The sequence below is a fragment of the Photobacterium sp. AWH4_225 genome (assembly GCF_056158405.1).
Genome location: NZ_JBSWTF010000004.1, coordinates 623,224 through 646,316, shown reverse-complemented (window position 1 = coordinate 646,316; position 23,093 = coordinate 623,224). Strand labels below are relative to the sequence as shown.

The following is a 23,093-nucleotide window of genomic DNA, read 5'->3' as shown; positions in this document are numbered from 1 at the left end:
GCGATAAATTTTGGGTATTACAGCGCATTACAGCGATGAAATTTTTTAGCTGATTGTGGAACGAAATGACCAAAGTCATTGGCTTGAGCTGCCCTTTTTCTCAAGTGATAAAACCATCAATATAAGCGCCAAGCCACACCGCGGTATATCGCAATGTCGCTCAATATATGGTGTGGGAAGAATTGTCCATAACGAAGTGAAATAGGGCTAGTACAGTGAAAGATATCAAACCAACCAATGACGTTCAGGCGCAAATCCTAGAAGCATTCAACTCTCGTCATGCAACGAAAGTGTTTGATCCTACTCGTAAGATCAGCGATGACGAATTCAATACCATTTTGGAAGCGGCACGTTTGTCACCTAGCTCATTTGGCTTTGAGCCATGGCAGATCCTTGTTGTGCAATCACCGGAAAAACGTGAATTGTTCCGCGAGTTCAGCTGGGGTGCTAATGGCGCATTCAATGGAACAGCAGGCCAGCTGGGTACGGCTAGCCATTTTGTCATTTTCCTTGCCCATACCGATGCGACCATGAAGCACAACTCTGAATATCAGCAGCAACATATGCGTGAAGTGAAGCAGTTGCCAGAAGAGGTAATTGGTTTTATCAACCAAGCTTTCCAGAAATTCCAAGAGCATGACTTTAAGATTGAAGGTGCGCAGCAAATTACCGAGTGGTCTGCACGTCAGGCTTATATTGCACTAGGTAATGTCATGACAGCTGCGGCATTGCTCGGTATCGATTCATGCCCTATTGAAGGGTTCGAAATGGATAAAACCATCGATGTGCTAGAAGAGCATTTTGGTATTGATCCTAAAATCTACAAACCAGCGGTGATGGTAGCCTTGGGTTACCGTGAAGATGAGCCGCCGTTTACTAAGACCCGCCGTGAAATGGATCAGATTGTATCTTGGTTCTAAGTAATAGTTGACTGACGCTGAGCCCGCATTAGATATGTCTATGCGGGCTTTTTACGTTACTAATTGATTCAGCCACCTGACAGCTTACCCCCATACAATATCCCGTAGTTATATCTTGAGGAATATATCGTGCAGCGCTTTGGTGCTTTTTTGTTGGCTGTTTTGCTCTCTGCTTGTAGTAGCACTGAGCGCAGGGCCGATCCGGTTACATATACTATGATGCCCTCGTCGTTTGAGGACATCCGGATGTGGGACGAATATAACCCTTCAGAACTGAATGGTATGATCCAAGCGCGAACCGACAGTTGGCTTGAAGAAAGCAATGGACGACCAAGCCTTAATTATTTGGCGTTATCGGGGGGAGGCTTCAACGGCGCGTTCTCGGCTGGTATTTTAACCGCTTGGACCGAGCGGGGCGATCGGCCGCAGTTTGATGTGGTAACAGGTATTTCTACCGGGGCGATTGTCTCTGTATTCGCGTTTCTTGGCAGTGATTATGACGATATGCTGACTGAGCTCTACACCGAAACTGACTTTACTGACTTATTCCGCCGCAGAAATATCATCTCCCTTTTTCGTAACCAATCCCTATTGGACACCGCACCATTCGAGCAAAAAGTCCGCCAGATCGTGACCGATGATTTAGTGGCTGAAATCGCTGAGCAGAACAGGGCTGGAAGGCATTTAGTCATCGGTACCGCCAACATCGACAATCAACGGCTTGCCCTTTGGAATATCGGCCAAATTGCCGAGCACGCTACCCCACAGGCAACATCATTGATCCAAGAGATCATTATTGCCAGCAGCTCAGTGCCAGGCGCATTCCCGGCGAGAAAAATCGAATTTGAACATGGCGGCCAGCATTTCGATGAATTGCATGTCGATGGTGGGGTAGTGCGTCAGGTTTTCTTTGCCCCTTCGTGGGTTGACCTGCGTGATGTAGAGGTTGAGCAAAACCTCTATGTGATCCGCAACGGCAGTTTGAAATCGGATTTCCAGCCTGTTTCTATTCGTTTGAGCAAGCTCAGTGAAAGGGCAATCAACACTTTATTGCTTAATCAAGGGATCGGGGATGTTGAGCATATTTATCACAACGCCCGCCAGCAGGGTATACATTTTAACTTAGCCTATATTGACGAGGACTTTGAGGCTTCTGATGAGGCTTCACCATATAGCAGTGAATTTATGACTGAACTATTTGAGTACAGTTACGAAAAAATGGAAGAGGGAAAAGCTTGGCAAGCCCTTCCTCCTTCGTTGCCTGACTTTTACCAGCCTGATGCAATTGAACGTCCTATTAACTAAAGAAGATCTCCCTGAGTGCAAAAATATAGTCAGCTTCGCTGGCCATCAGCACAATAAGGACTATGAGCACCAGCGGTGGCAGGAATATGGTGCAGACCAATGCCATTCGCTCCCATAGCATGTGCATGAAAATGCTAGCGATGAGCCCAGCCTTTAGAGCCATGAACAGTAAGATCAAACTCCAACGCAACATTCCTTCCAACTGGTAGTAATCCACCATGTAAGACAGGGCGCTGAGCACAAACAGCAGTAACCATATTCCCAGATAGAGGCTGATTGGGTGTTTCTGCTGTGTTTTAGCTTTCGCTGAACTAGCCATATGCGTGTCCTCCTACAGGGAGTTCGCTACCAGAGATAGAAAAACGCAAAGATGAAGACCCAGACAAGGTCGACGAAGTGCCAGTACAAACCAGCAATTTCGACGATTTCGTAATTCCCTTGGGACGTGTTCCCCCGCCGTTCATAGTCACCCCGCCAGACTTTCCAAGCGACGATGAGCAGATAGATAACACCAACCGATACGTGCAGGCCATGGAAACCAGTGATCATGAAAAAGCAGGCGCCAAACTGCGCCGCCCCGTCCTCGTTACCCCAAGGTCGGAAGCCATCTTCTATCAGTTTGCTCCATTCGAACGCTTGCATGCCGACAAAGCTGAGGCCGAGCAAGGCGGTGAGCAGCATTAATAAAGCAGTAGCCCCTCGTTTTTTCTGGTAGCCACAGTTAACCGCCATCGCCATGGTGCCGCTACTGGTAATGAGGATGAAGGTCATGATCGCAATCAGAACCAAGGGAATGGAATGCCCGGCGATAGTGAGGGCAAAGACTTCACTGGGGATAGGCCACGGCTCGGTGGTGGTCATTCTCACAGCCATGTAGCCGACGAGGAAACAGCCGAAGACGAAGATATCGCTGAGCAGGAATATCCACATCATGGCTTTGTTGCTTGATACATTGAACACTGCCTTGTCGGCAGAGTAGTCATTGACTATCGATGCCCACGCATGGTGAGTGGGATGGTCATCGGAATAAGCAGAACGAGGCATGGGGAACACCTCCCGTTATGTCAATCGAAGTAGGCCGAGTAAGAACAGCCAGACAAACAATAGAAAATGCCAGTAGCGGGTGCAAAGCCGCAGGGCGGGATACAGTTGGTTGCGATGACCGCTCCCCGCGTGAAATACCACCCAGCTAAGGGCAATAAGCCCGCCCAATACGTGCAGGGCATGCAATCCGGTCAGTAAGTAGAAAAAGCTGGCTGCCGGTGTGCTACCTACGCCGAGATTGATGGCTAGCAAGGCTTGCCATGCCCACAACTGGCTGAATACAAAGCCCAGGGTAAAGGTTACAGTCCAAATCAACAGCGCATGGTTGGCACGAAGTGAAGGCAACAGGGCTGATTTTCGGTAGCACAAATGCATAGTCACGCAGCTCATCACCAACATCACGGTACTGACCGCGAGTTGCCACGGTTCATTGACAGGCTGCCAGTCAGGCAATGACATCCTGATCCGGTAAGCGACGGCAAACAGAAAAAAGAACATGGTGATGACCGCAATCATCAACCATACTGCCGTTGATGTTGGCGCCTGCAGTTGGCTTCTGTAACGGGCGTTAGGATCTTTGGTCAGTGTTTGTGATGATCTGATCATGACCGCTCCTTATCGGATTTTGCCGTTGATTCGCTACCGCCTGACTGAATAGGGTCGCTTGGTGTGTCTGGCACCGCTGCTGGAGGCTGAGTTTGCGGAATGAAGTCCTTATCGTGCCCCGGCACACTGAAATCATAAGCCCAGCGGTATACTACAGGGAGTTCTTCACCCCAGTTGCCGTGTTTAGGTGGCGTGTCGGGGGTCAACCATTCAAGCGAGGTCGCTTTCCATGGATTGCTGTCGGCCACTTTGCCAAATTTCCAACTCCAAAACAGATTGATCAGGAATATGATTTGTGCAGCCCCAACCACTAAAGCCGCGATGGTGATAAAGGCATTCATGGACTGTGCTGATTCGGGGATGAAGCTGTAATCATCCCAGTTGTAATAACGCCTTGGCATACCGAGGATGCCGAGATAGTGCATCGGGAAGTAAATCGCATAGGTGCCGAGGAAGGTGATCCAAAAGTGAATGTGGCCCATGGCCTGGTTCATCATTCGCCCAGTCACTTTCGGGTACCAGTGATAGATCCCACCGAAGATGACCAATATTGGCGAAACGCCCATCACCATGTGGAAGTGAGCCACCACAAAGTAGGTATCGGATAGCGGGATATCGACAATCACATTACCGAGGAATAAGCCGGTTAGCCCGCCGATGATGAAGCTGCTCATAAAGGCGATAGCGAAAAGCATCGGCAGGCTGAGGTGAATATCGCCGCGCCAGAGGGTGAACAGCCAGTTATAGACCTTGATAGCTGTGGGCACCGCTATCACTAACGTGGTGGTGGCGAAGAAAAAGCCAAAATACGGGTTCATGCCACTGACATACATATGGTGGGCCCAAACAATAAAGCTCAGGGCTGCGATACCCAGTATTGCCCAGACCATCATTTTGTAGCCGAAGATATTTTTGCGGGCATGGATACTGATGAGATCAGAGACAATACCGAACGCTGGCAGGGCCACGATATACACCTCAGGGTGTCCGAAGAACCAAAAGAGGTGCTGGAAAAGGATGGGGCTACCACCGTCGTATCCGGCTTGCTGGCCCATAGAATAAATCGCGGGCATGAAAAAGCTCGAACCTAACAATTTATCGAACAGCATCATGATCGCGCTGACTAACAAAGCGGGGAAAGCCAACAGCGCCATGGCAGAGGCGGTGAAAATACCCCATACCGTCAGTGGCATACGCAATAGGGTCATGCCCTCTGTGCGGGCTTGCAACACGGTGGTGACATAATTCAGGCCTCCCATGGTGGCGGCAACAATGAACACCGCCAGCGAGATCAGCATCAGCACAATCCCCCAGTCAGTACCGGGCGTGCCGGGCATGATGGCTTGCGGTGGGTAGAGGGTCCAGCCGGCTCCCGTTGGTCCCCCTGTGACGAAAAAGCTGGCGACTAAAATGAGTGATGCCAGAAAGTAGAACCAGAAACTGAGCATATTGAGGTACGGGAAAACCATATCCCGCGCGCCGACCATCAAGGGAATGAGGTAGTTACCGAACCCTCCCAAGAACAGTGCAGTCAGAAGGTAGACCACCATGATCATGCCGTGCAGGGTCATCGACTGGTAGTAAAAGTTGGCGTCGATAAAGTCGAATTTGCCGGGGAAGCCGAGCTGCAGCCGCATAATCCAAGACAGCACAAGCGCTATCATCCCCATGGCAATGGCGGTGAGTGTGTACTGGATGGCAATAACTTTGTGGTCTTGGCTCCAGACATATTTGGTCCAGAAAGACTGCGGACGCTTTTTAACGGCATAGGGGCTGGTTTCAAACATTATTGTGCTCCCTCGTTATCGGCCTGTGGCGATGACACTGCCTTGATGTAGGCAATGATGGCGTCCACTTCCTCATCGCTAAATTGGTAGACGGGCATGATAGGTGGGTAACCTTTAACGATTTCTGCGTTGGCGTCGAGAATAGCGACTTTGAGGTATTCATCGTCGACCAGTACTTCCGCATCGTCTGACATGATTTCAGTCTTGCCGTAAAGGCCAAGCCAGGTTGGACCGACACCGGGCTTGCCGTCAATGCTATGGCAACCGATACACCCATTGACTTCAGAGAGGGTTTTTCCGTGCTCAACAGGGTCGGTGATAGGCGTATCTCTTTCTGAAGCGGGCTGTTGGGTTTGGGCAAAGGTCGGTTGCTTGGCGAGCCAGCGACCAAACTGGGCATCATCCTCAACGACCACCCTGCCGCGCATATTGTAGTGGCCAACACCGCATAACTCGGCACATAAAATATCAAAGGTGCCTCGCTGGGTCGGGGTGAGCCAAAAGTAGGTGACGCTACCGGGTACCATATCCATCTTGGCGCGAAACTGCGGTACGTTGAAATCATGCAGCACATCTTTGGATCTGAGCAGCACCTTATAGGGAGAGTACAGTGGAAGGTGCAGTTCGGGGGTCAATATGATCTTGTCATCGCTGGAAGCCGGATCATCAGGATCAATCCCTAGCGGATTGGTCGGGCTAATAAAACGCACATCCGATTTTCCCAGTTGGTTATCCTCGCCGGGGAAGCGAAAGCTCCACTTCCATTGCTCGCCTACCACCTCTACTTCCTTGGCATCATCTGGCACAGCGACGAATTTGCCGTAAACCACTAAGCCGGGAGCTAATAGCCCGATTATCGCTACTGTGGTTAGGCCGATAAGCCAAGCTTCTAGGCGTTTGTTATCCGGCTGGTAAGTGGATTTATGCCCCTTGCGATGCCGATATTTAAACACAAACCAGGCGATCATCAGATTGATGACAATGAAGAATGCACCGGTAATCACCAATGTTAGGTTAAAGGCATTGTCTATTTCGCCCCAGTTGGAGGCAGCAGGTGTCAGCCACCATGGGCTGAGGAAATGAAAGGCAATGGATGCCACAACTATCACTATCAAGACAATGGCAATCGCCATAAGCCTGTCACCTCGCAAATAGGTAAGCTAGCTTCCGTGATAATGAAATGTGACTGAAAGAGTTCCCAAAGCAGCGATTGGTTAGGTCATCGCTGAATAATATCTATCTCGCCAAGAGGCTGATTAATGGTAATATCTTGTTACATTCTAGCGGGGGATCCTCGATGCCGCGAGATCTTCAATGAATTTCTTAATTAGATGCTGTCTCTTGATTGCTTCTCCGCGGTGGCTAGAACCGATAAATATTCACTACAGTTAATCAGTACAAAAAAGAAAAAGAGGTGATTAGTGGCCGGAGCGAGCTTATTAACTCTGTTAGATGATATTGCCACCGTGCTCGATGATGTGGCAGTCATGAGTAAAGTAGCAGCCCGTAAAACTGCCGGGGTGCTAGGGGATGATTTGGCCCTAAATGCCCAGCAGGTGTCAGGGGTACGTGCTGAGCGTGAAATTCCCGTCGTCTGGGCCGTCGCCAAAGGTTCGTTTCGCAATAAGCTGATATTGGTGCCAGCCGCACTGCTGATCAGTGCCTTTGCCCCGTGGCTGATCACGCCAATGCTGCTGATTGGTGGCTTGTTCCTGTGCTTCGAAGGGTTTGAAAAGGTGGTGGAGAAAATGCTTCATCCGCCACGGCCGCAAGAAGACGAAGAGCTGAAACAGCTAGACGAGCCACAAGATATTGCCGAGTTTGAGAAAAAGAAAATACAGGGTGCAATCCGGACGGATTTTATTCTTTCCGCTGAGATCATAGTGATTGCTCTGGGTACGGTGCAGGAGTCCGCCATGCTGACCCAAGTGCTGGTGGTCAGTGTGATCGCTCTGTGTATGACCATAGGCGTTTACGGCTTGGTCGCTGGCATCGTTAAACTGGATGATGGCGGTTTGTACCTTGTCCGAACTAGCGAACCGGGTACGTTTAAGCGGGGATTTGGCGAGACTTTGGTAAAGTCAGCCCCTTATTTGATGAAGTTCTTGGCTATTGTCGGCACCATTGCAATGTTCTTGGTCGGTGGTGGTATTGTGGTGCACAGCATGCCGCATTCACATGTCTTGATCGAGCACCTGACCCACCAAGCCGCTGTGGTACCAGGTGGTGCCTTAATGCTTCCCGCGTTTGTTAATGCGGCTATTGGGCTGTTCAGTGGGGCGGTAGTGTTGTTTGCCGTAACGATTTACCGCAGGGTCAGAGATGCTGTGGCTTAAAGATAATAAGAAACCGCCGCACTCAATGCCAAGTGTGGCGGTTTTTTAGTTCAAAAATATGGGCTTATGGCATGCTGTATGCCATGATGCCCCCGATGTTGATATATTGGTTGTTTGACTCCAAACGGATATAACGTGCCGCCGATTTTGGTAAGCCGTGCTGTGAATCAAATAGCCATTCATCTTGAGTGCCGAGTGGACCAGAGGACCAGAGGATATTTCGAGAGTCATCGAGCAGATCAAGCGTGATATTTTCTGTTCGCGATTGGCAACAGTCTGTACGGTTGGTCAGAATGATGGCACTGATTTCAACATTCCCCTCTAGATCGACTTCCAGCCATTCATTGCTACCGCGTTGAGTATGAACGAAAGTCGATGACTTACCGTCGACGGCATGGCTAGCTGGGAAGCGGCTTTCATCATAATAGCTAGAGGCCGTTACAGGCTTACCGAACGCAACATCTGTCCCTTCACCTGGATCAATTCCAGACCACCTCATTGTGCCATTGATTGGTAATACCGGCTTGTCTAGGCCGTAACAGTAATTATTACCGTCAGCTTGATAATATTGAAGTATGACTTGGGCGAAGTCATGTTCAGCCAATTGCTGTAGTGCTTTCTCAGAGACTGAGATCCCCCACATGTTCAAGTAATCACCATAGTCGAGGCGGGTAACGTAAGAGATACCGACCGCGAGCCAGTCGTTATTGCTGATAGATTTAATCTCATCATAAGAATACTGGCTGAATCCCAAGTTAGCCCTGTGAAGCAGCCATTCGGATCCATTTTTTTTCGCCCGATTAAATTCACGTTCAAGTATGTGCAGTCGAGCCAGTAGGTGCCAACCGTCTTGCAATGCCCCTTGTGCCTGGGCGGCCATCATCATTTGGATATAGATGGCGACGCCATGATTCCACTTGGTTAAGTTAGCTTGCTGCATATAGGCAAAAGGATCGGGCTGGTTTTGCGCTGTCTGCAATGTTTCATACATGGATTTAAAGGGAAGTTTCTGGCAGCTAGGTGCCTCTCCAGTTTGCTTGAAGAATTGGGATTTAGAATAGTACGAGTAAGGGTTGGTACTGGCATGGCCTTCCCAACCACTAAAACGAAAACGCCCTTTTTCTAAACCATGTCCGAGTTCGTGAATATCACCATGACCTGTTGGGCTAAAGGCCCAGCCGGCATCATAGGGGTTACCCGAGCAGCCATAGCCACAAGTCGGCTGATCCGCATTCATGTGTTTAACGATAGTATGGCTGTCTATTGTCCAACCTTGTTGGGCAGCAAAATCATGGATTTCAGGTATCTGGCTAATACCATCACCTTGGAACCCAGCGAGTACGTGCGGGTAGTCATGCATGTAAGCCTCAGTGGCTGCTGCCAGGCTTTCAGCCGTTGACCAATTGGCATTGGACAAGGTGGATTTCATTTTAGACAGGGTTGAATGGATTTCAAAGTAGGGGGTTGCCACTTCGGCCCAGTCAAAGTCCTCTTGCTCCATAGCGAGGGCAAAATGGGCATTATCTTCGCTGTTACGCCAGTGAGGGTGGCGGCCAATGTGCTTAAATGCCAGCTCAATCGGTAACCCAGCTTCCCCACTAAATCCAACTTGAACAGGTCCACCATAAGGAGATGTGAACTTGAGGGTTTCACCCGGCAGTAAGGTAATCTTTACCGATTGAAGGTACTTCGGTCGTTTGTAACCTCCAGAGGAGAAGGGTTTAGAAGCTGAAGAACGTAATGAGTTGACAAATACTGTGGTATTAGCAGCGAGGTTATCATCAAGGCGTGTGACTTCAAATGTCTGTCCCGGCAGAGCGTAAACCCCGGCAGACTGGAAATGCCCTTTGCTTGTCAGGGTTACAGTTCGGTCACTTGGGGTGATATGGCTGAAGTCACCACGGCTAAAGTTGCCCAAATCTGGCTGTGCAGGGCTGAGGCCACGATAGTTGTATTGAACATGATCAGCGTAATACGATTCTAGGAATCGTGTAGTTTCTCCCGAGGCCATGTCCATAGGAAATACTATAGACTGACGGAAATAATCAGCGAGCAAGATCAGCGATTTCTGGTACTTAAACCCTTCTAATGAAAATAAATCTGTTTTGTTGCTGTCTAGGCTATTGGCTATGTTCCTGACAAGGGTAGCTGCTTCTTGAAATTCTGTTTTAAAGCTGTCGATATTTGAGCAACTTGAGTTACATTGGCTTAGGTCACTACTAAAGCTCTGATCGAGGAAATGTGTGATCATGGTTTTGACCTTCACGACATCATTAGGCAGTACCCCTTGCCTCGCGGTAATATCAAAACCTTTCAGTCCTAGTTTTTTCCAATAATTATCCCACTCGTAACTGACATTGAAATTCAGGAACAGTTGCTTACCAAGCGCGGTCTGGTTGCCGTCATGATGCAGATACATGACGGGGATGCCTTGTGATTGGGCTGCTTGTACCTGCTCAGCAATGGCCTCAGCGTTTTCCCCGCTGCGAAGATACTGGGAGATGATCAATAAATCTGTTTCTGCGGTAAGGCAGTTGCCAAGAGCTGTTCCATTGCAGCTTCTGGCCGGGTTGTAAGTAACGTTGTCTGGAAATCGGTGATCCAGCCAGTTCCGCGTTGCACTTTCATCGGGGAAGTAATACCCGTTCTCCATCTGCGCGATAATGATGTTCAGGCCGCTGGAGAGAATATCACTGTGTGTTTTTCCGGTTAGCCATTGAATGCTGTTTTCAACAAAATTTTCTGTCTGTTCATTGGTTTCAAAACCACGTTGCCAAGTGCGCATTGGATTGGAACCGAGTACTAAATAGCGGCTGTTGTCTGTTTCTCCGATAATACCGATTGCCTTTTCATACATTGTTTTTCCCGACACATAGACATCATTGGTATACAAGATGGCCTCGTTGACCCCATAGGTGGGGATAAAGGTGCTGGCATCATGGGTTGGGTCCCAAGACAGGCTGGTTAAGCTGCTGCCATCCTCTTTGGCATACCCTTCAGGAGTGAGATTAAAGATGGCATTTTTTGCCTCTTGATATTGTGTGCTGTTCGCATCAATGACGTTGAGGATCGCTTTTAGGATTGATTCTCGATCCGGAATAAGAAGGGCATTGCCAGACTCAACTGCAGCATCCATGGGATCAGGGCAACCTGATGTTTCGGTATAGAAGCTAGCTTGGGGGACGTAGCTATTGACGGGTTGGTAAGCTAAGAAGCAGCCGCTATGCGAATTCTGAGCTTGTTGAGTGAAGTCCGAAGGTAAGCTTTTATCAACGAAGAAATCAGGCCATTTATCCAGTCTTATGACCCCAGTATGGTAATTGTCGAGATCGAGACCAGCCAATTGGCTGAAGAAGTCTGTCTGGCCACCCTCATTGCGATAAATAGGTGTAGAAAAGCGTACCGGGGCACCATAGCGAACGTATACCTTCGTGTCGTTTACATTGACAAAATAGTACCCGGCGATGGGGTCCCAGTTTGGGTGCCCACCACAACTATAGGAGCAATCACCTAACTCGCTGATACCAGCACTCTCTGAAGCCATATAGACATCAGCAAGAGCTTGATTGGCTTGTCCGGCTAATTGTTCTAGTTCTAGTGCTATGGGAGCGGCAATAGCCGATGAGCAGCTTAATGCCCATACATTAAACGCGATTTGGCCGAGTCTTTTCGTCATAGATAATTCCTTTATCACTGTCGTTGCGGGGAAAGTTGTTATTTTTATTACGAAAAAATCATGTCGAGTGTTGTGAATGATTAAAATAAGCTAATTGCATATAAGTGCTTAATTAAGGGTAATGGAATTAGACCTTCAATCCAGTAAGGTTATGTGAGCTTGCTTCATGAAGTAATAATTTGTATGGATGGTTAGGCGTTTTTGTATTGGTTTCTTTTTTGAAAAATAGAGTTTGCCATCAAAGCAGCTATTGTTGATAAATTGAAACTGTACATACTCTGAGCAGTTGGTTGCGTGGGGTATTTACAACAAGAAAATCCTACATTACTATACGCCGCACTTACGGAGAGATGGCTGAGTGGTTGAAAGCACCGGTCTTGAAAACCGGCATACGTTAATAGCGTATCTAGGGTTCAAATCCCTATCTCTCCGCCACATTCAAAAAAGCCAGCTTAATTGCTGGCTTTTTTACATCTATAGCTTGGCAAATCAAGTGATAGGGTGAAGTTAATCCACCTTACCCAGAGCACTCCACCACATACAACCCCTTTCTCTAATGGTTGGCGTCATATGGTAATAACCGTCATTAGGTATTTGATATTTTTGTGCTGCAGCTTCCCATATTCGTATGCCATATGCGTAGGGGCTTTATAAACATTGAAAATGCAGGTGGGATAAATGAAAAGAGTTATGACGCTTATCGTAGCTACGGCTTGGTTGTTTGTTATCGGTAATGCCTATGCCGTTTCAGATGCCGCAAAGGTGGGGGCCAATGCGGGAGCGATGATCTATTGCTATGACAATGTGGCGCAGTCTAGCCAGCAGTCGAAATACAAGCTTCTTAAGCTTCATACATATGATGAGTATAAAAAATTACCAGATAACGAGCGTGCCACAGCATTGTTGATGAAAAAGGCCGCTGAAGATGGTGAGTACTTAGGCGATCGTCTAGATAAAGGGCGCTGCGATAGCCTACGCAAAATGCTGTATCTAAAGTACTAAAGCTAAAGTATAGATTTGTTGGGTGGCGTTATGTGGAATAGAACTGTTACCAACCAGTTCCTTGAGCCATATTGTTGCTCAGCAATTCCTTTTCTTTTTTCTTTTCTTTATTGGTGTACATCAGTTTATCCGCCAAGATATATAGCTCGGTAAGATCCAGTTTTTCATTGAAGTCGACGCATATACAGCCATAGCTTACGCCGTAGCCTTCGGTGAATGGCTCAAACTCTTTTCGGCTAGCAAGGTTGGCTTGATAGTTGGTTTCGATTTGACGGCACCTTTGTTTCAATAAAGTCTCGCTAATATTGTTCAATACAAGAATAAATTCATCACCTCCTACGCGAGCAATAATATCGGTAGAGCGGGTTAGCTTTCGTATTTCAGATGCCAAGGCTTGAATAGCAATATCACCACAGTCATGACCAAGCTGGTTATTGATTTGTTTTAGGTTATCGGAGTCAAAATAGGCAATGGCGATAGAACGATTGAGGTCGGTTTTATTTTGCAGTGTTTTTTGGGCCATAAAGGATAGCCCTCGGCGATTGTATAAGCCGGTTAACTCATCGGTCAGGGCGAGGTTTTTGACATTTTCATACGCATCAATGAGTTTAAGATCTGCCGTGATGAGTTCCCTGAGCTGATCGAGCAGTTGATATAGAGTGTCATTGTACTCAGTCGGATTAGTATCAATAGCACATATGGTGCCAAACACAGTATTGTCTGGCCAGTATATTGGCATGCCAAAGTAGGATCGAATTGGCCCTTCTTTCACAAAGGGGATTTGACTCCATTCGGGATCACTTTCTGGATCAGCAACATATAATGCATCTCCTTTTTCGATAACATGGCGACAAAAGCTGTTCATTTCATAGGGCCAGGCATCGCAGCGTTTGAGAAAATTATCTCTATTTTGGCTTGATCGGACGGTAAAAAACTCCTCATCACGCAATTGAACAATCGCACCACAGGCACAATTGAATAACTGTGAAATCAAATCGACAGTTTTTTGCCATTTTTCCAAGTTCAGTTCGGGGTGTTCATTTGAAGCTAAACATTTAGTCCGATCAAACATTCTGTTACCTCCAGCTGAGTAAGGTAAGTATATTCAGCCAAATTGATAGCATTGTTTGTAGGGTTATGTTTTGTGATGTTGGTGGGGACTTTTGAATGTATGAAGGAGAACGGTTCGCAAAATGTGCAAAACTAAACTACGAATGCCTTGAATATCATACAGAATGTCGAAGCTTAATCTTACTAGTATATAAAGAGAGAGCATCCTGCTCTCCCGAAAAATATTGCGCTGTCGTGCTGGAAGCGGATCTCTAATCTATGAACAAACAAACCAAGAGTTAGCCGGGGCGGTGATATAAGAGCTTCTGTGCCAATTCACTCTTTCTAACGCTGGGGCGGTACGGATATCCCCTTTGAACTTGTCTTTGACTGATACTTTTACCAAGCCATCATTAACACTAAACACTTGCCCGCGGTATGTATGCCCCATATTGGTTTGATGCGGGTGATCGTATAGGCATACTGTTGCCCCTACACTGGAATAAATATACCGGCTTTCATCGCTCCAAGGGGCTGTAGTCGGTGATGACGGTTGGTTTATCGCATGCATAGTCACACCCGCAGGTGCCATTTTTCGTAGCGGGGAATAGGGCTCATACCCCAGAACCTGCGCACTTTCAAACCACTGGCTCTGGTTCGCTTGGGTATTTTCATTTAGCCGCAATGTGACAAAGGGACCGTCCAGGCACAAGTCAGCCCACAGAGCAGTGCTGGTAATTTTGGCTGAGAAAAGCGGTTGTTCGTTGGGTGTATTCGCGCCGACAACGCACCATGTGCCGCTGGCTTGATTGATTAACTGACCACTATTGGTGTCACAGACCCGTTTAGCTAACGCTTGATATTCTGCGATATCGTTGGCTGCTTGTTTAGGGCTATCGGAACAGTAGCGGTAGGTATAGGCAAATGTATTCTTCGGGTAAAACACACCCTTATCGACAACGGCACCATTTCGGCGAGAATCAGTTAAGGCAATATAGCTTTGGGTTGAGTCATAGAAGCTATACTCCCCGGTACGCCTTACGGTGTCTGGGTCGGAACTACAGCCACTGATTAGCAAGGGAATGATGAGGGAAAAAGGGAAGAGTTTTCGAGTCAATGAATACATCACGCATCTACCTCCTACGCCAACCACGCGACAAAGCAGCAACACTATACAAGAATACAAAATGTTACATGTGTCACAAAAATAGCATGGTTTTAAGTATATCGGATTTGATACGAACTGCTGAGAATGTCTGTGAGAAAGCACCCTATTGCTAGATAAGGTGCTAGGAATAACGAGGGTTATTGGCTCAGTGGCAGGCTTGCTCCTAAGAGTGCAAATACCGTTCCGCACCCACGGTTGAAGCGCTGGCCACTCTTTTGTAGCCATGGTCGCAGTTGGTGAGCGATACAGGCAACAAAGAACTCCACACTGAATTCAACAACAGCAAATGTCGTGGCCAAGATCGCAAACTGCAAAATGAGTGAAGCATCCGGTGTCATAAATTGCGGTAGGAAAGCACCAAAAAACAGTATCACTTTCGGGTTCGCAATAGCGGCTAATAGTCCTTGTCTGAATCTAGCCGTGTGGCCAAGGTTGGCAGCCGAGGCTCTCTCAAGAGTAACGGCTGGCGAACGCCATAACTGAATGCCGAGATAGACGAGGTAAGCGCCCCCAAGCCACTTTAGCCAATAAAGAACGTTTGCTGATGCCATCATCAGCGAGCCGATTCCAAACATAGAGAGTGCGATAACACCAACAAAACCTGTTACCCCGCCAAGGATGGTTGAGAGTGTTTTTTTACGGCCATATAACGCGCCGTGGCTTAATGCCAGTAGGCCGTTTGGGCCAGGCGCGAAAGCCAAACCGGTCACTGCAACCAAATATAGCAGCCAAGTTTCCAATGCCATGAAGTTACCTTAAAAAGTGAAGTTAGTGGTTGGCAGTATATGAGCATACCAATCAATTGATTTGGTATTTTTAGGACCACTTAAGGTAATATTTGGACATAGAGAGTGAAATCCGCTTAAACTCAATCAAAAGCTTATACGTAATGAAAAACATGCAATTTGCTCAAGGCATCCCAATGTCCTCAGACTCTCAACCTGATGTGAGGTTTCTTCTCGTACCATTGCCGACATTCAACATGTTACCTTTTGGTAGTTTCCTCGATAAATTACGATTTTCTGCTGACGATGAGGACTATAGTCAGCAGAGGTACTGCTCGTGGGATGTTGCAGGACTGGCTCAGGGGGAAGTTATATCAAGTAGTGGGGTGCATCTTTCGGTGCAACATACCTTTGAGCAAGTAGAACTATCGAAGTATGACTACATCGTTGTATTTGGCGGCCGTAGTGCCAACGATATGAAGGTGATAGCACCATTGTATAGGCCTTTTCTCAAAAAGGCGGCGGCAAAAGGCCTTAGCTTAGTTACGGTAGACAATGCATGTTTTACATTCGCCGAACTTGGACTGTTTGATGGCTGTGAAGTAGCGGTTCACTGGCGACACTTACAAGAGTTTGAGACTGACTACCCAACGCTGAAAGCAAGCTCAGATCAACTCTACTGTATTGACGATAAGCGAATAAGTTGTGCCGGAGGAACGGCAGTTATTGAATTGGCCATTGAGTTATTGGCGCGTATGTCTGGACGTGAAAGGGCGTTGAAGGGCCTCGCCGATATGCTGGTGGATGAAACACGAAACCGGCAGCACTATTTAAAGTCATTAGGTGATGATAAAAATGGTGTGCGTCAACATAATCGTCATGTGTCACGGGCGATTTCTCTGATGCGCCAGAATTTATCAGTGCCTTTGAGTGTTGAGGAACTGGCGCTTCAATTAGGGTTAAGTCGTCGGCAACTCGATAGGGTGTTTAAAACGGAGCTGTCGGTTAGCCCTCGCGAGTACTGGGCAGCCATGAGGATGTCGCATGCCCATTGGCGCTTGCAAAACTCCTTCAATAGCCTGTCTGATATTGCCAATGAAGTGAGTTTCTCTGACGTGAGTTATTTTTGTAAAGTGTTCAAAAAGCATTTTGGATACCGGCCTTCGCAATTGAAGAATAATCCCGGCGATTAATTGAGCATTATGGCGTGAATGCCTCTTTATCCCTGAAAACACGCTACGCTCCAAGAAGCGATGTTCGGGATCATCAATACTGGTGCTATGGGGCTTGTCGCGGGTTCATTGTCTGATTTCCTATTCAAGTCATCGACCAAGGTGCTGATGTGTTTCTCATTCTCTATCTTCTTAGCAAAAGGCATTATCCTTGCCCCAGTTGCGGAAGCGGGTGTTCCCGACCAGTGCAGTGGCGCAGCAATGAGTGTTGGTTCGTTTGCAACTTACGCGTCTGTGTTCTGGGCATACGCACTTAACGGTTGGATCATTGATACTTTTGATAAGATTGAGGCTTACCAAATGATCTTTGGTATTGGCCTGTTGGTCTCTTCGGCAGGTATGCTGTGTGCCGGTGTACTATTGGTTGTGAAGCGCCGACAGCAGAATCGACAAGTGAATTCGGAACCTGTGGTTTTATAATTTACTAGGTACAACAGCAGTTCTAAAATGTTGTAAATCTGTTATTTGTAAAAGGATGAAGGGTGCTGGCCTTTCATCCTTTTTGTTAGCAATACACTCTGAGAGTCATTGATAAAATTAACGCACAAGTTATACAAGCAGTTCGATTGGTTGTTTTAACTTAATTTGGCTACGAGTGCAGGAAAGTGAAGTACGGTAACTTTGGCGGCGTACAGTTTTAGGTGATTGAAATGCACCTGTTGCTGCTTGGCCTAACTCATTGTAAAAGTGAGCTTCTTTCATATGAGGAGTTTTTGTTAAGTATTCAAAAAACATGTTTGACAAAATCCAGTTCAGCTTTTATGTCAATAATACATAGTTGTATTGGATTTTTTGTTATAAAAGCTGTTTGAGGTTGACAGTAAATAATTACTATTTATTATAGCTTAATTGTGCTTCCACAGTTTCTACATTTGTAAATCGCACTATAAAAAATCTTTTGGATAGCATTTCTTTTTACTTGATAAGCAGAGGGGTTGTTGCAGCACTTCATACAAATATCCTTTCCATGAACGATTTTGGCGACATCCTATACATATTATCAGGCATAAAATGTGATCATCGTCCCATTAATATTTAATAATCCATATCATATTTTTGATTCACAAAAAGATGATTAAATTATTACAAGCTTAGTAAGCTTGATTTTCAATGTGTAATAAAGTGTAAACTCTGTTAGTGGTAAAATGCTATTAAAAATAATATTTTGAAATGTTGGTTGATGTTAAAATTAACTTTTTCATTTTTTTACACCGAAAATCATCAGGCTGACCGCGGTGGCTCAACCTGTATGAATGATTTGTTTTCCTGAGGAACTATTACTAATAAATCGGCCAATCCGCAGCGTCAATAGAGTCTATGCTGCCGTCGTGTTTGTTACCTCCCCATTTACGGATAAATACACCTTTAGGATCATAGATTTCGGTTTGCTTAACTAAATTGAAATGACGGCTATCTTTAGGGTCAGCACCTACACCAGCAAGGTACTGCCAGTTACCCCAGTTGGATGCTGTATCGTAGTCTATTAAATGTTCCTCGAAATACGCGGCACCATAACGCCAATCGACACTAAGTTCATTGACAAGGCAACTGGCGACGATCTGCCTACCACGGTTAGACATGTAGCCTGTCTGGCGTAATTGGTTCATCAAGGCGTTTACAATGGGGTAGGGGGTATTACCTTCAGTCCAGCGGCGGAAACGCTCAGGGTAAAAAGCGGTATGAGGGCTTTTCTTCTTGATCCCAGAGTAAGAAAACAACCTTTCACTGTAATGGTGTGCGTACCATTGGAAGTATTCTCGCCAGAGCAACTCAAATTTAATCCACTGGGTAGATTCGTTGCATTCGACATCTTTTTCATACTTGCTTAGATGCTTGATGAGCATATTGGTAGATAAGCAGCCCAAGGCTAACCAAGGTGAAAACTTGGTTGAATTCTCCCAGCCATCGAGTTCGTTGCGTGTCTGCTTATAGCGACTTGGAGCATCAGAAGAAAAATATTTCTCTAAGTGTTTCAACGCCGCTTTCTCACCACCTTCAAAATCGACTAAAAGTTTTGGGTTGATCATAGAGCTAATAACATCGAAAGCCTTCAACCTACCCGGTGGAGAGGGCATCTTAATGATCGCTGTCAATGGTGGCCTAATCTCAATATCATCAACCAGCTTGCGAAACTGACTAAAAGTGTCTGGCAACTCGTCTTTCACGTCAAAGGGGAGTTCGGTTCTGTCAAACAAGGTATGGGTCGCAACTTTGCGGAAGGTAATATACGGATACCGCCCTTTTAACGTGTGCCAATTGCGTTGCTCATACACGCCAGCATGTTCACTGGTGTAGATCATCGAGATGTTGTACTGGCTGATCAGTTCGGGCAAAACGTTGAGCGGGTGTTCTAGCATGACATGCAACGATTGTCCGCGTTGACTGAGTTGCTCTGCGAGGTTGTTGAGTGACTGTAAAAGAAACTGCTTTCTATAAGTGCCAAGTTTACCGATGTGGTAAGGGTAGCGGTTTGCACAGTCAACCGGTAAGCAGTAAACACAAATGAGATGATCCGCCTCTTGTGTTGCCAATGCCAGTGCGGAGTTGTCGTGCAGCCTTAAATCATTTTGGAAAAGAAACAAACCTGTTGCCATTGAAGATCCCTCTAAGCCAAGGTGCTAGCTTAACTATAGGCGTAAAATCGAAATAATTGTTCGTTTCAATAGAAATAGCGTGAGGGATTGATAAAAGAGTCAACATATTCAGATTAAATTAATATTACCTTTTTAAAGAGGTGTCTGTAATTGATAGAAATGTAAAAGTATCAGTAGGGTTACAAATATTAACATTCTCAGTCTAAATGGGATTAATCAGCACTAGCGCCATGTTGTAAATGTTAATGGATAGATATTGGGATAATTTTTATATATTAATTATATTTATCAAGTTTGTCTTTTATTCCTAATTTAACCTTGAGTTGTATAGATAACTATACAAAACATTCAGAATAATAGATTTTTTGAGTGGAAATTTTCACACCAACGTTGCTCTTGGTGTTGATACGTCTTGTTACATATTGCAACAACTAGATACTGGGATCAATATCACATAATATATATTCATGGCATGCATAATTTATTAATGGCTTGACTAGCATACAAAGGAAGACGCTATGATACCTGCAATAAAGCTCTACACGAAAAATAAAGAATTAAGGGAGGCTGTAAATCAATTAATATACTATTTACCCCATGACTATAATGGGCAAATATATGACTCTCTCTATGAAATGCATAATTCAGAGCCTGCAGAGGCTAGTGATAATATCTATATTGTTGATTATAAGAGTTTAACTGAAATCGAGAAGTTTATTTTTCACATTCAAGGTGACAGAAGAACTTGGATCTTAGTCAATATCGATGATGCCAAAACTTCAGATACAATTCATTGGATTGATAAAGGCTTCGTTGGTGTACTTTCAATACTTGAGTTGATCAATAATTTTGCTCATATAATCAATGCTGTACAACATGGACAAATGTGCTTTCCAAAGAGTCATACCCGTTTTGTAATACAGTTCTATCAAGAAAAGTATATTAATAAAAACCGTAAAATCAATGAGTTATTTTCTGCATCTCAGATGACAGCTAAGGAGCAAGATATATGTAGGTTGGTGTTAAATGGCCTGAATAATAAGCAAATTGCGTGTGAGAAAAACATCAGCATTCACACAGTTAAAAGCCATGTACATAATATCCTTTCAAAGCTGTCTGTCAGTTCACGTTCTGAACTGTTGAGTTTGATTATCAGTGACTATAAAGAAAATGAATATGAAAACTAGTCATTCATAGCAGCCTGACTACGAGGCTGCTTGCTGATCAAACCTTCCCGATCTACCTTCATAAATTAAGCAGCAACTATAAATTGATTGCATGTTACTGCTTTCATGCCTTTATCAGCCAAAACATTAAATATCTCAATTTAAATTCAATCTATATGATGATGCATTAATTAAATTTTAAGATTACTCTCAAAAATAACAATGACTTAACTGCGAATATTTTTTAGATGATGTGTAGGTAAATAAGTGTCGAATTGAACAAATATACCCTAATCGCTAAATCTTGTTCATAGTTTTCTCAACAACAAAGGAGGATCTATGAAACAATCAGAAAAACGGCAATACTGGGCGGGCGTCATTGAACAACAAACAATGAGCGGATTGACTATTCCTGCTTTTTGCAAGGCGAATGAGATTTGCTACACGTCGTTTCATTACTGGCGGAAGAAACTAATAAAACAAAGCGACGAATCGCAAGACGCGCTCACCATCCTGATTAATGATGATGTAGATACTGATACTGTCGCTTTGCATTTACCTAATGGTATTAAGGCGGAACTGCCTGCCAATTTAACCTCGGAACAAATCAAAACTTGGTTGCAGGTGCTGCAATGAACCTAGTGGCGTTATTATCTCATCTCGGGTGTTACAGAGTTGCGCACGTCTATCTATGGTAACCGTTCACCAGTATGTGGTTGACTTTCTGACTGCAGATCTAAAACGTTGGGGTCTAGCTGGCGAGCGGTGACCGCAAATGATCTCCATCAGAGTAGATAAAGTTGGAGAAACTCTTCATCTTCTAATACCTCAAATAATAAAACCATCCACCAAAGTAATCTACATGCTATAGGTTTTTATTTTCCAGTTATTTCTATCGGTTTACATCAGAGAAAGAGGCTTTATTAATGAATGTATAAGTTAAGTTTATTTATCCGCAGTGTACTAGTTTATACCTGCGTGCGGAATTTAGCTTTCACCCTGTTATCAATCGTAATTAAATTTTATAAGAGGATCTTTCAACCTTTTAGCTGATGTTTTGCTTGACTAAATATCATATTCTAACAATGAACAAGGCAGTAAGAAATACAAACACAATTAACGCAGTACTAATGATAAACGCATAGGGAGCTTGATTATGAAAAAGTCAATAATTGCATTATCAGTAATAGCCTTAACATGTAGTATGGGCACATTTGCGAAAGGTCAAGGTGGTGGTGGTCAAGGTGGGGGTGATTACTGGTCGAAGAAAAGCTATGTCGTAGACCCTAACTTTGAATATGAAAAAGAAGTCGAGTTACTTGGTTTTATTCCTCGTAAGTGTGAAGCGAAATTTTATGCTGAGCGCCGCCTTACTAAGTATCATGGTGGCGCAACTTACGTCGAATTAACCTCAAAAGAGCCACAAAAGTTGGGGCAGTTAAAAGTTGAATGTAATCTACCAAAAACTGTCGTTACTGTATCTCCATTGACTGACGGCAAATTCAAAAATCCAAACTCGAAGTATGTCTCAGATACAAGGTATGACTTGAGTTTTGATCAACGCTATGGCTGGACAGATGGATATAAAGATTTGAAGGCATATAAGATTTGGGATTATGACTTCAAGAAAGATCTTTATATCAAAGTGGATAGACAGCCAAAGACTCATGGTATTTATAATGCCAAGTTCCGCATAGATGTTGAGTCAAGTTTCTTGTAATTGTAACTATGAGGTGGGTTAGCCCACCTCAACTTATCGGAGGGTATAGAATGCGTTTATTTAATTATTTATTATTGATGTTATTCTGTTCATCTATTTATGCTTACCAAGTACAGCCAATGTTACAAGAAGTGGATATGACTGGACGTGGTAGCTATGGCACATACCTTTTGACCAATGATAATGATGTTGAAACTACAATAGAAATATCAGTATATAGAATTGAATTTATTGATGAAGTTAACGAAAGCCTGATACCTGCGGATGATGACTTTTTGATTTTGCCGCCTCAATCAATAATAAAACCTAAATCAAGTCAAACCTTTAGGTTAAGGTACTTGCCAAATACAGAAATGAAAGAAAGCACAGCCTATCGTGTTGTTTTTGATCAGCTTCCTTTAGACATTGATGATAGTAATCAAAGTCATGTCGAATTCATGATGAGGTTTTCTACAATAGTCATAGTCAATACGCCTAATACGAAGGCTTTACCGGTGATTTCAAATGATAATGTCTCTGGCAAACAAGTGGTTAAAATAAAAAATGCGGGTGATGGAGTGCTTGATCTTGCTGACTGGAAGTTCAATTTCAATGTAAATAGCAATAAGAGAATATACAGCTGGTTAGAAATGGAAAATACATTTAATCAGCGTTATTTAATGCCAAATTCAGCATTGATTATTAATGAATTCAAAATGGAAGGGATTGAAAGTGCCGTGGAAAATAAGGTTTACCTGAACTCGTTAGTGGCCAAGTAGGTGT

Annotated in this window: 21 protein-coding genes and 1 tRNA gene; 11 read left to right on the top strand and 11 right to left on the bottom strand. The window is 44.9% G+C overall.

Going from position 1 to position 23,093, the window contains the following annotated elements; genetic code table 11:
• The first annotated feature begins 215 nt into the window (after positions 1-215).
• Positions 216-920, top strand: coding sequence for an NAD(P)H-dependent oxidoreductase (locus ACXAD4_RS20300; RefSeq protein ID WP_475243728.1), 705 nt, complete (start codon positions 216-218; stop codon positions 918-920).
• A gap of 246 nt (positions 921-1,166) precedes the next feature.
• On the top strand, positions 1,167-2,225 hold the full coding sequence (locus ACXAD4_RS20295) for a patatin-like phospholipase family protein (RefSeq protein ID WP_475243727.1): 1,059 nt from the start codon (positions 1,167-1,169) through the stop codon (positions 2,223-2,225).
• Here ACXAD4_RS20295 and ACXAD4_RS20290 read toward each other — a convergent pair.
• From ACXAD4_RS20290 to ACXAD4_RS20270, 5 genes are read right to left on the bottom strand one after another with little or no spacing between them, the layout of a single operon-like run.
• Positions 2,218-2,544, bottom strand: a complete 327-nt coding sequence (locus ACXAD4_RS20290) for a cytochrome C oxidase subunit IV family protein (protein ID WP_475243726.1) — start codon at positions 2,542-2,544, stop codon at positions 2,218-2,220. The two genes, ACXAD4_RS20295 and ACXAD4_RS20290, sit on opposite strands and share 8 nt — an antisense overlap.
• 26 nt (positions 2,545-2,570) lie before the next feature.
• Positions 2,571-3,269 (bottom strand): heme-copper oxidase subunit III family protein, encoded by a 699-nt coding sequence (locus ACXAD4_RS20285; RefSeq protein WP_475243725.1) that lies wholly within the window; start codon positions 3,267-3,269, stop codon positions 2,571-2,573.
• Positions 3,270-3,284: 15 nt separating this feature from the next.
• Positions 3,285-3,875 (bottom strand): cytochrome c oxidase subunit 3, encoded by a 591-nt coding sequence (locus ACXAD4_RS20280; protein WP_475243724.1) that lies wholly within the window; start codon positions 3,873-3,875, stop codon positions 3,285-3,287.
• Entirely contained in the window at positions 3,872-5,662 is a 1,791-nt protein-coding gene (gene ctaD / locus ACXAD4_RS20275; protein ID WP_475243723.1) for a cytochrome c oxidase subunit I, read from the bottom strand. Before ctaD ends, ACXAD4_RS20280 begins: the two co-directional genes overlap by 4 nt.
• On the bottom strand, positions 5,662-6,795 hold the full coding sequence (locus ACXAD4_RS20270; RefSeq protein WP_475243722.1) for a cytochrome c oxidase subunit II: 1,134 nt from the start codon (positions 6,793-6,795) through the stop codon (positions 5,662-5,664). The genes ctaD and ACXAD4_RS20270 overlap by 1 nt, the downstream gene beginning before the upstream one ends.
• A 288-nt stretch (positions 6,796-7,083) precedes the next feature.
• On the opposite strand from ACXAD4_RS20270, the gene ACXAD4_RS20265 reads away from it, so the two are divergent.
• Positions 7,084-7,998 (top strand): DUF808 domain-containing protein, encoded by a 915-nt coding sequence (locus tag ACXAD4_RS20265; protein ID WP_475243721.1) that lies wholly within the window; start codon positions 7,084-7,086, stop codon positions 7,996-7,998.
• 64 nt (positions 7,999-8,062) lie between these two features.
• On the opposite strand, the gene ACXAD4_RS20260 is transcribed toward ACXAD4_RS20265, so the two are convergent.
• The gene (locus tag ACXAD4_RS20260) at positions 8,063-11,674 is read right to left on the bottom strand and encodes an ImpA family metalloprotease (RefSeq protein ID WP_475243719.1); all 3,612 of its coding nucleotides are present in this window, start codon (positions 11,672-11,674) and stop codon (positions 8,063-8,065) included.
• 344 nt (positions 11,675-12,018) lie between these two features.
• Between ACXAD4_RS20260 and ACXAD4_RS20255 the strand changes: the two genes are divergently transcribed.
• A tRNA-Ser gene (locus ACXAD4_RS20255) sits at positions 12,019-12,109 on the top strand.
• Positions 12,110-12,352: 243 nt separating this feature from the next.
• Positions 12,353-12,676 (top strand): hypothetical protein, encoded by a 324-nt coding sequence (locus ACXAD4_RS20250; RefSeq protein ID WP_475243718.1) that lies wholly within the window; start codon positions 12,353-12,355, stop codon positions 12,674-12,676.
• 46 nt (positions 12,677-12,722) lie between these two features.
• Here the strand turns inward: ACXAD4_RS20250 and ACXAD4_RS20245 are convergent, their stop codons facing one another.
• The 3 genes from ACXAD4_RS20245 to ACXAD4_RS20235 all read right to left on the bottom strand — a co-directional run bounded on the left by ACXAD4_RS20245 (position 12,723) and on the right by ACXAD4_RS20235 (position 15,640).
• Positions 12,723-13,748, bottom strand: coding sequence for a sensor domain-containing diguanylate cyclase (locus ACXAD4_RS20245; RefSeq protein WP_475243717.1), 1,026 nt, complete (start codon positions 13,746-13,748; stop codon positions 12,723-12,725).
• A 255-nt stretch (positions 13,749-14,003) separates the two neighbouring features.
• Positions 14,004-14,852, bottom strand: coding sequence for a hypothetical protein (locus ACXAD4_RS20240; protein ID WP_475243716.1), 849 nt, complete (start codon positions 14,850-14,852; stop codon positions 14,004-14,006).
• 179 nt (positions 14,853-15,031) lie between these two features.
• A complete protein-coding gene (locus tag ACXAD4_RS20235) occupies positions 15,032-15,640 on the bottom strand; it encodes a LysE family translocator (RefSeq protein ID WP_475243715.1) in 609 nt (202 codons plus the stop codon).
• 143 nt (positions 15,641-15,783) lie between these two features.
• Between ACXAD4_RS20235 and ACXAD4_RS20230 the strand changes: the two genes are divergently transcribed.
• Together ACXAD4_RS20230 and ACXAD4_RS20225 are read left to right on the top strand one after the other, a co-directional pair.
• Positions 15,784-16,812 carry a GlxA family transcriptional regulator gene (locus ACXAD4_RS20230; RefSeq protein ID WP_475243714.1) on the top strand — a complete coding sequence of 343 codons (1,029 nt, stop codon included), beginning with the start codon at positions 15,784-15,786 and terminating at the stop codon, positions 16,810-16,812.
• A gap of 60 nt (positions 16,813-16,872) precedes the next feature.
• The gene (locus ACXAD4_RS20225) at positions 16,873-17,271 is read left to right on the top strand and encodes a hypothetical protein (protein WP_475243712.1); all 399 of its coding nucleotides are present in this window, start codon (positions 16,873-16,875) and stop codon (positions 17,269-17,271) included.
• A 129-nt stretch (positions 17,272-17,400) separates the two neighbouring features.
• On the opposite strand, the gene ACXAD4_RS20220 is transcribed toward ACXAD4_RS20225, so the two are convergent.
• Together ACXAD4_RS20220 and ACXAD4_RS20215 are read right to left on the bottom strand one after the other, a co-directional pair.
• Positions 17,401-17,586, bottom strand: coding sequence for a hypothetical protein (locus ACXAD4_RS20220; RefSeq protein WP_475243710.1), 186 nt, complete (start codon positions 17,584-17,586; stop codon positions 17,401-17,403).
• A 545-nt stretch (positions 17,587-18,131) separates the two neighbouring features.
• The gene (locus tag ACXAD4_RS20215) at positions 18,132-19,445 is read right to left on the bottom strand and encodes a DASH family cryptochrome (RefSeq protein WP_475243708.1); all 1,314 of its coding nucleotides are present in this window, start codon (positions 19,443-19,445) and stop codon (positions 18,132-18,134) included.
• A gap of 518 nt (positions 19,446-19,963) precedes the next feature.
• Here ACXAD4_RS20215 and ACXAD4_RS20210 point away from each other — a divergent pair.
• From ACXAD4_RS20210 to ACXAD4_RS20195, 4 genes are all read left to right on the top strand, one after another.
• The gene (locus tag ACXAD4_RS20210) at positions 19,964-20,632 is read left to right on the top strand and encodes a helix-turn-helix transcriptional regulator (RefSeq protein WP_475243707.1); all 669 of its coding nucleotides are present in this window, start codon (positions 19,964-19,966) and stop codon (positions 20,630-20,632) included.
• Between the two features lie 318 nt (positions 20,633-20,950).
• Positions 20,951-21,247 carry an IS66 family insertion sequence element accessory protein TnpA gene (gene tnpA / locus ACXAD4_RS20205; RefSeq protein WP_475243705.1) on the top strand — a complete coding sequence of 99 codons (297 nt, stop codon included), beginning with the start codon at positions 20,951-20,953 and terminating at the stop codon, positions 21,245-21,247.
• 520 nt (positions 21,248-21,767) lie between these two features.
• Entirely contained in the window at positions 21,768-22,331 is a 564-nt protein-coding gene (locus ACXAD4_RS20200; RefSeq protein WP_475243703.1) for a hypothetical protein, read from the top strand.
• Between the two features lie 50 nt (positions 22,332-22,381).
• Positions 22,382-23,089, top strand: coding sequence for a fimbrial biogenesis chaperone (locus ACXAD4_RS20195; protein ID WP_475243701.1), 708 nt, complete (start codon positions 22,382-22,384; stop codon positions 23,087-23,089).
• Positions 23,090-23,093: the final 4 nt, after the last annotated feature.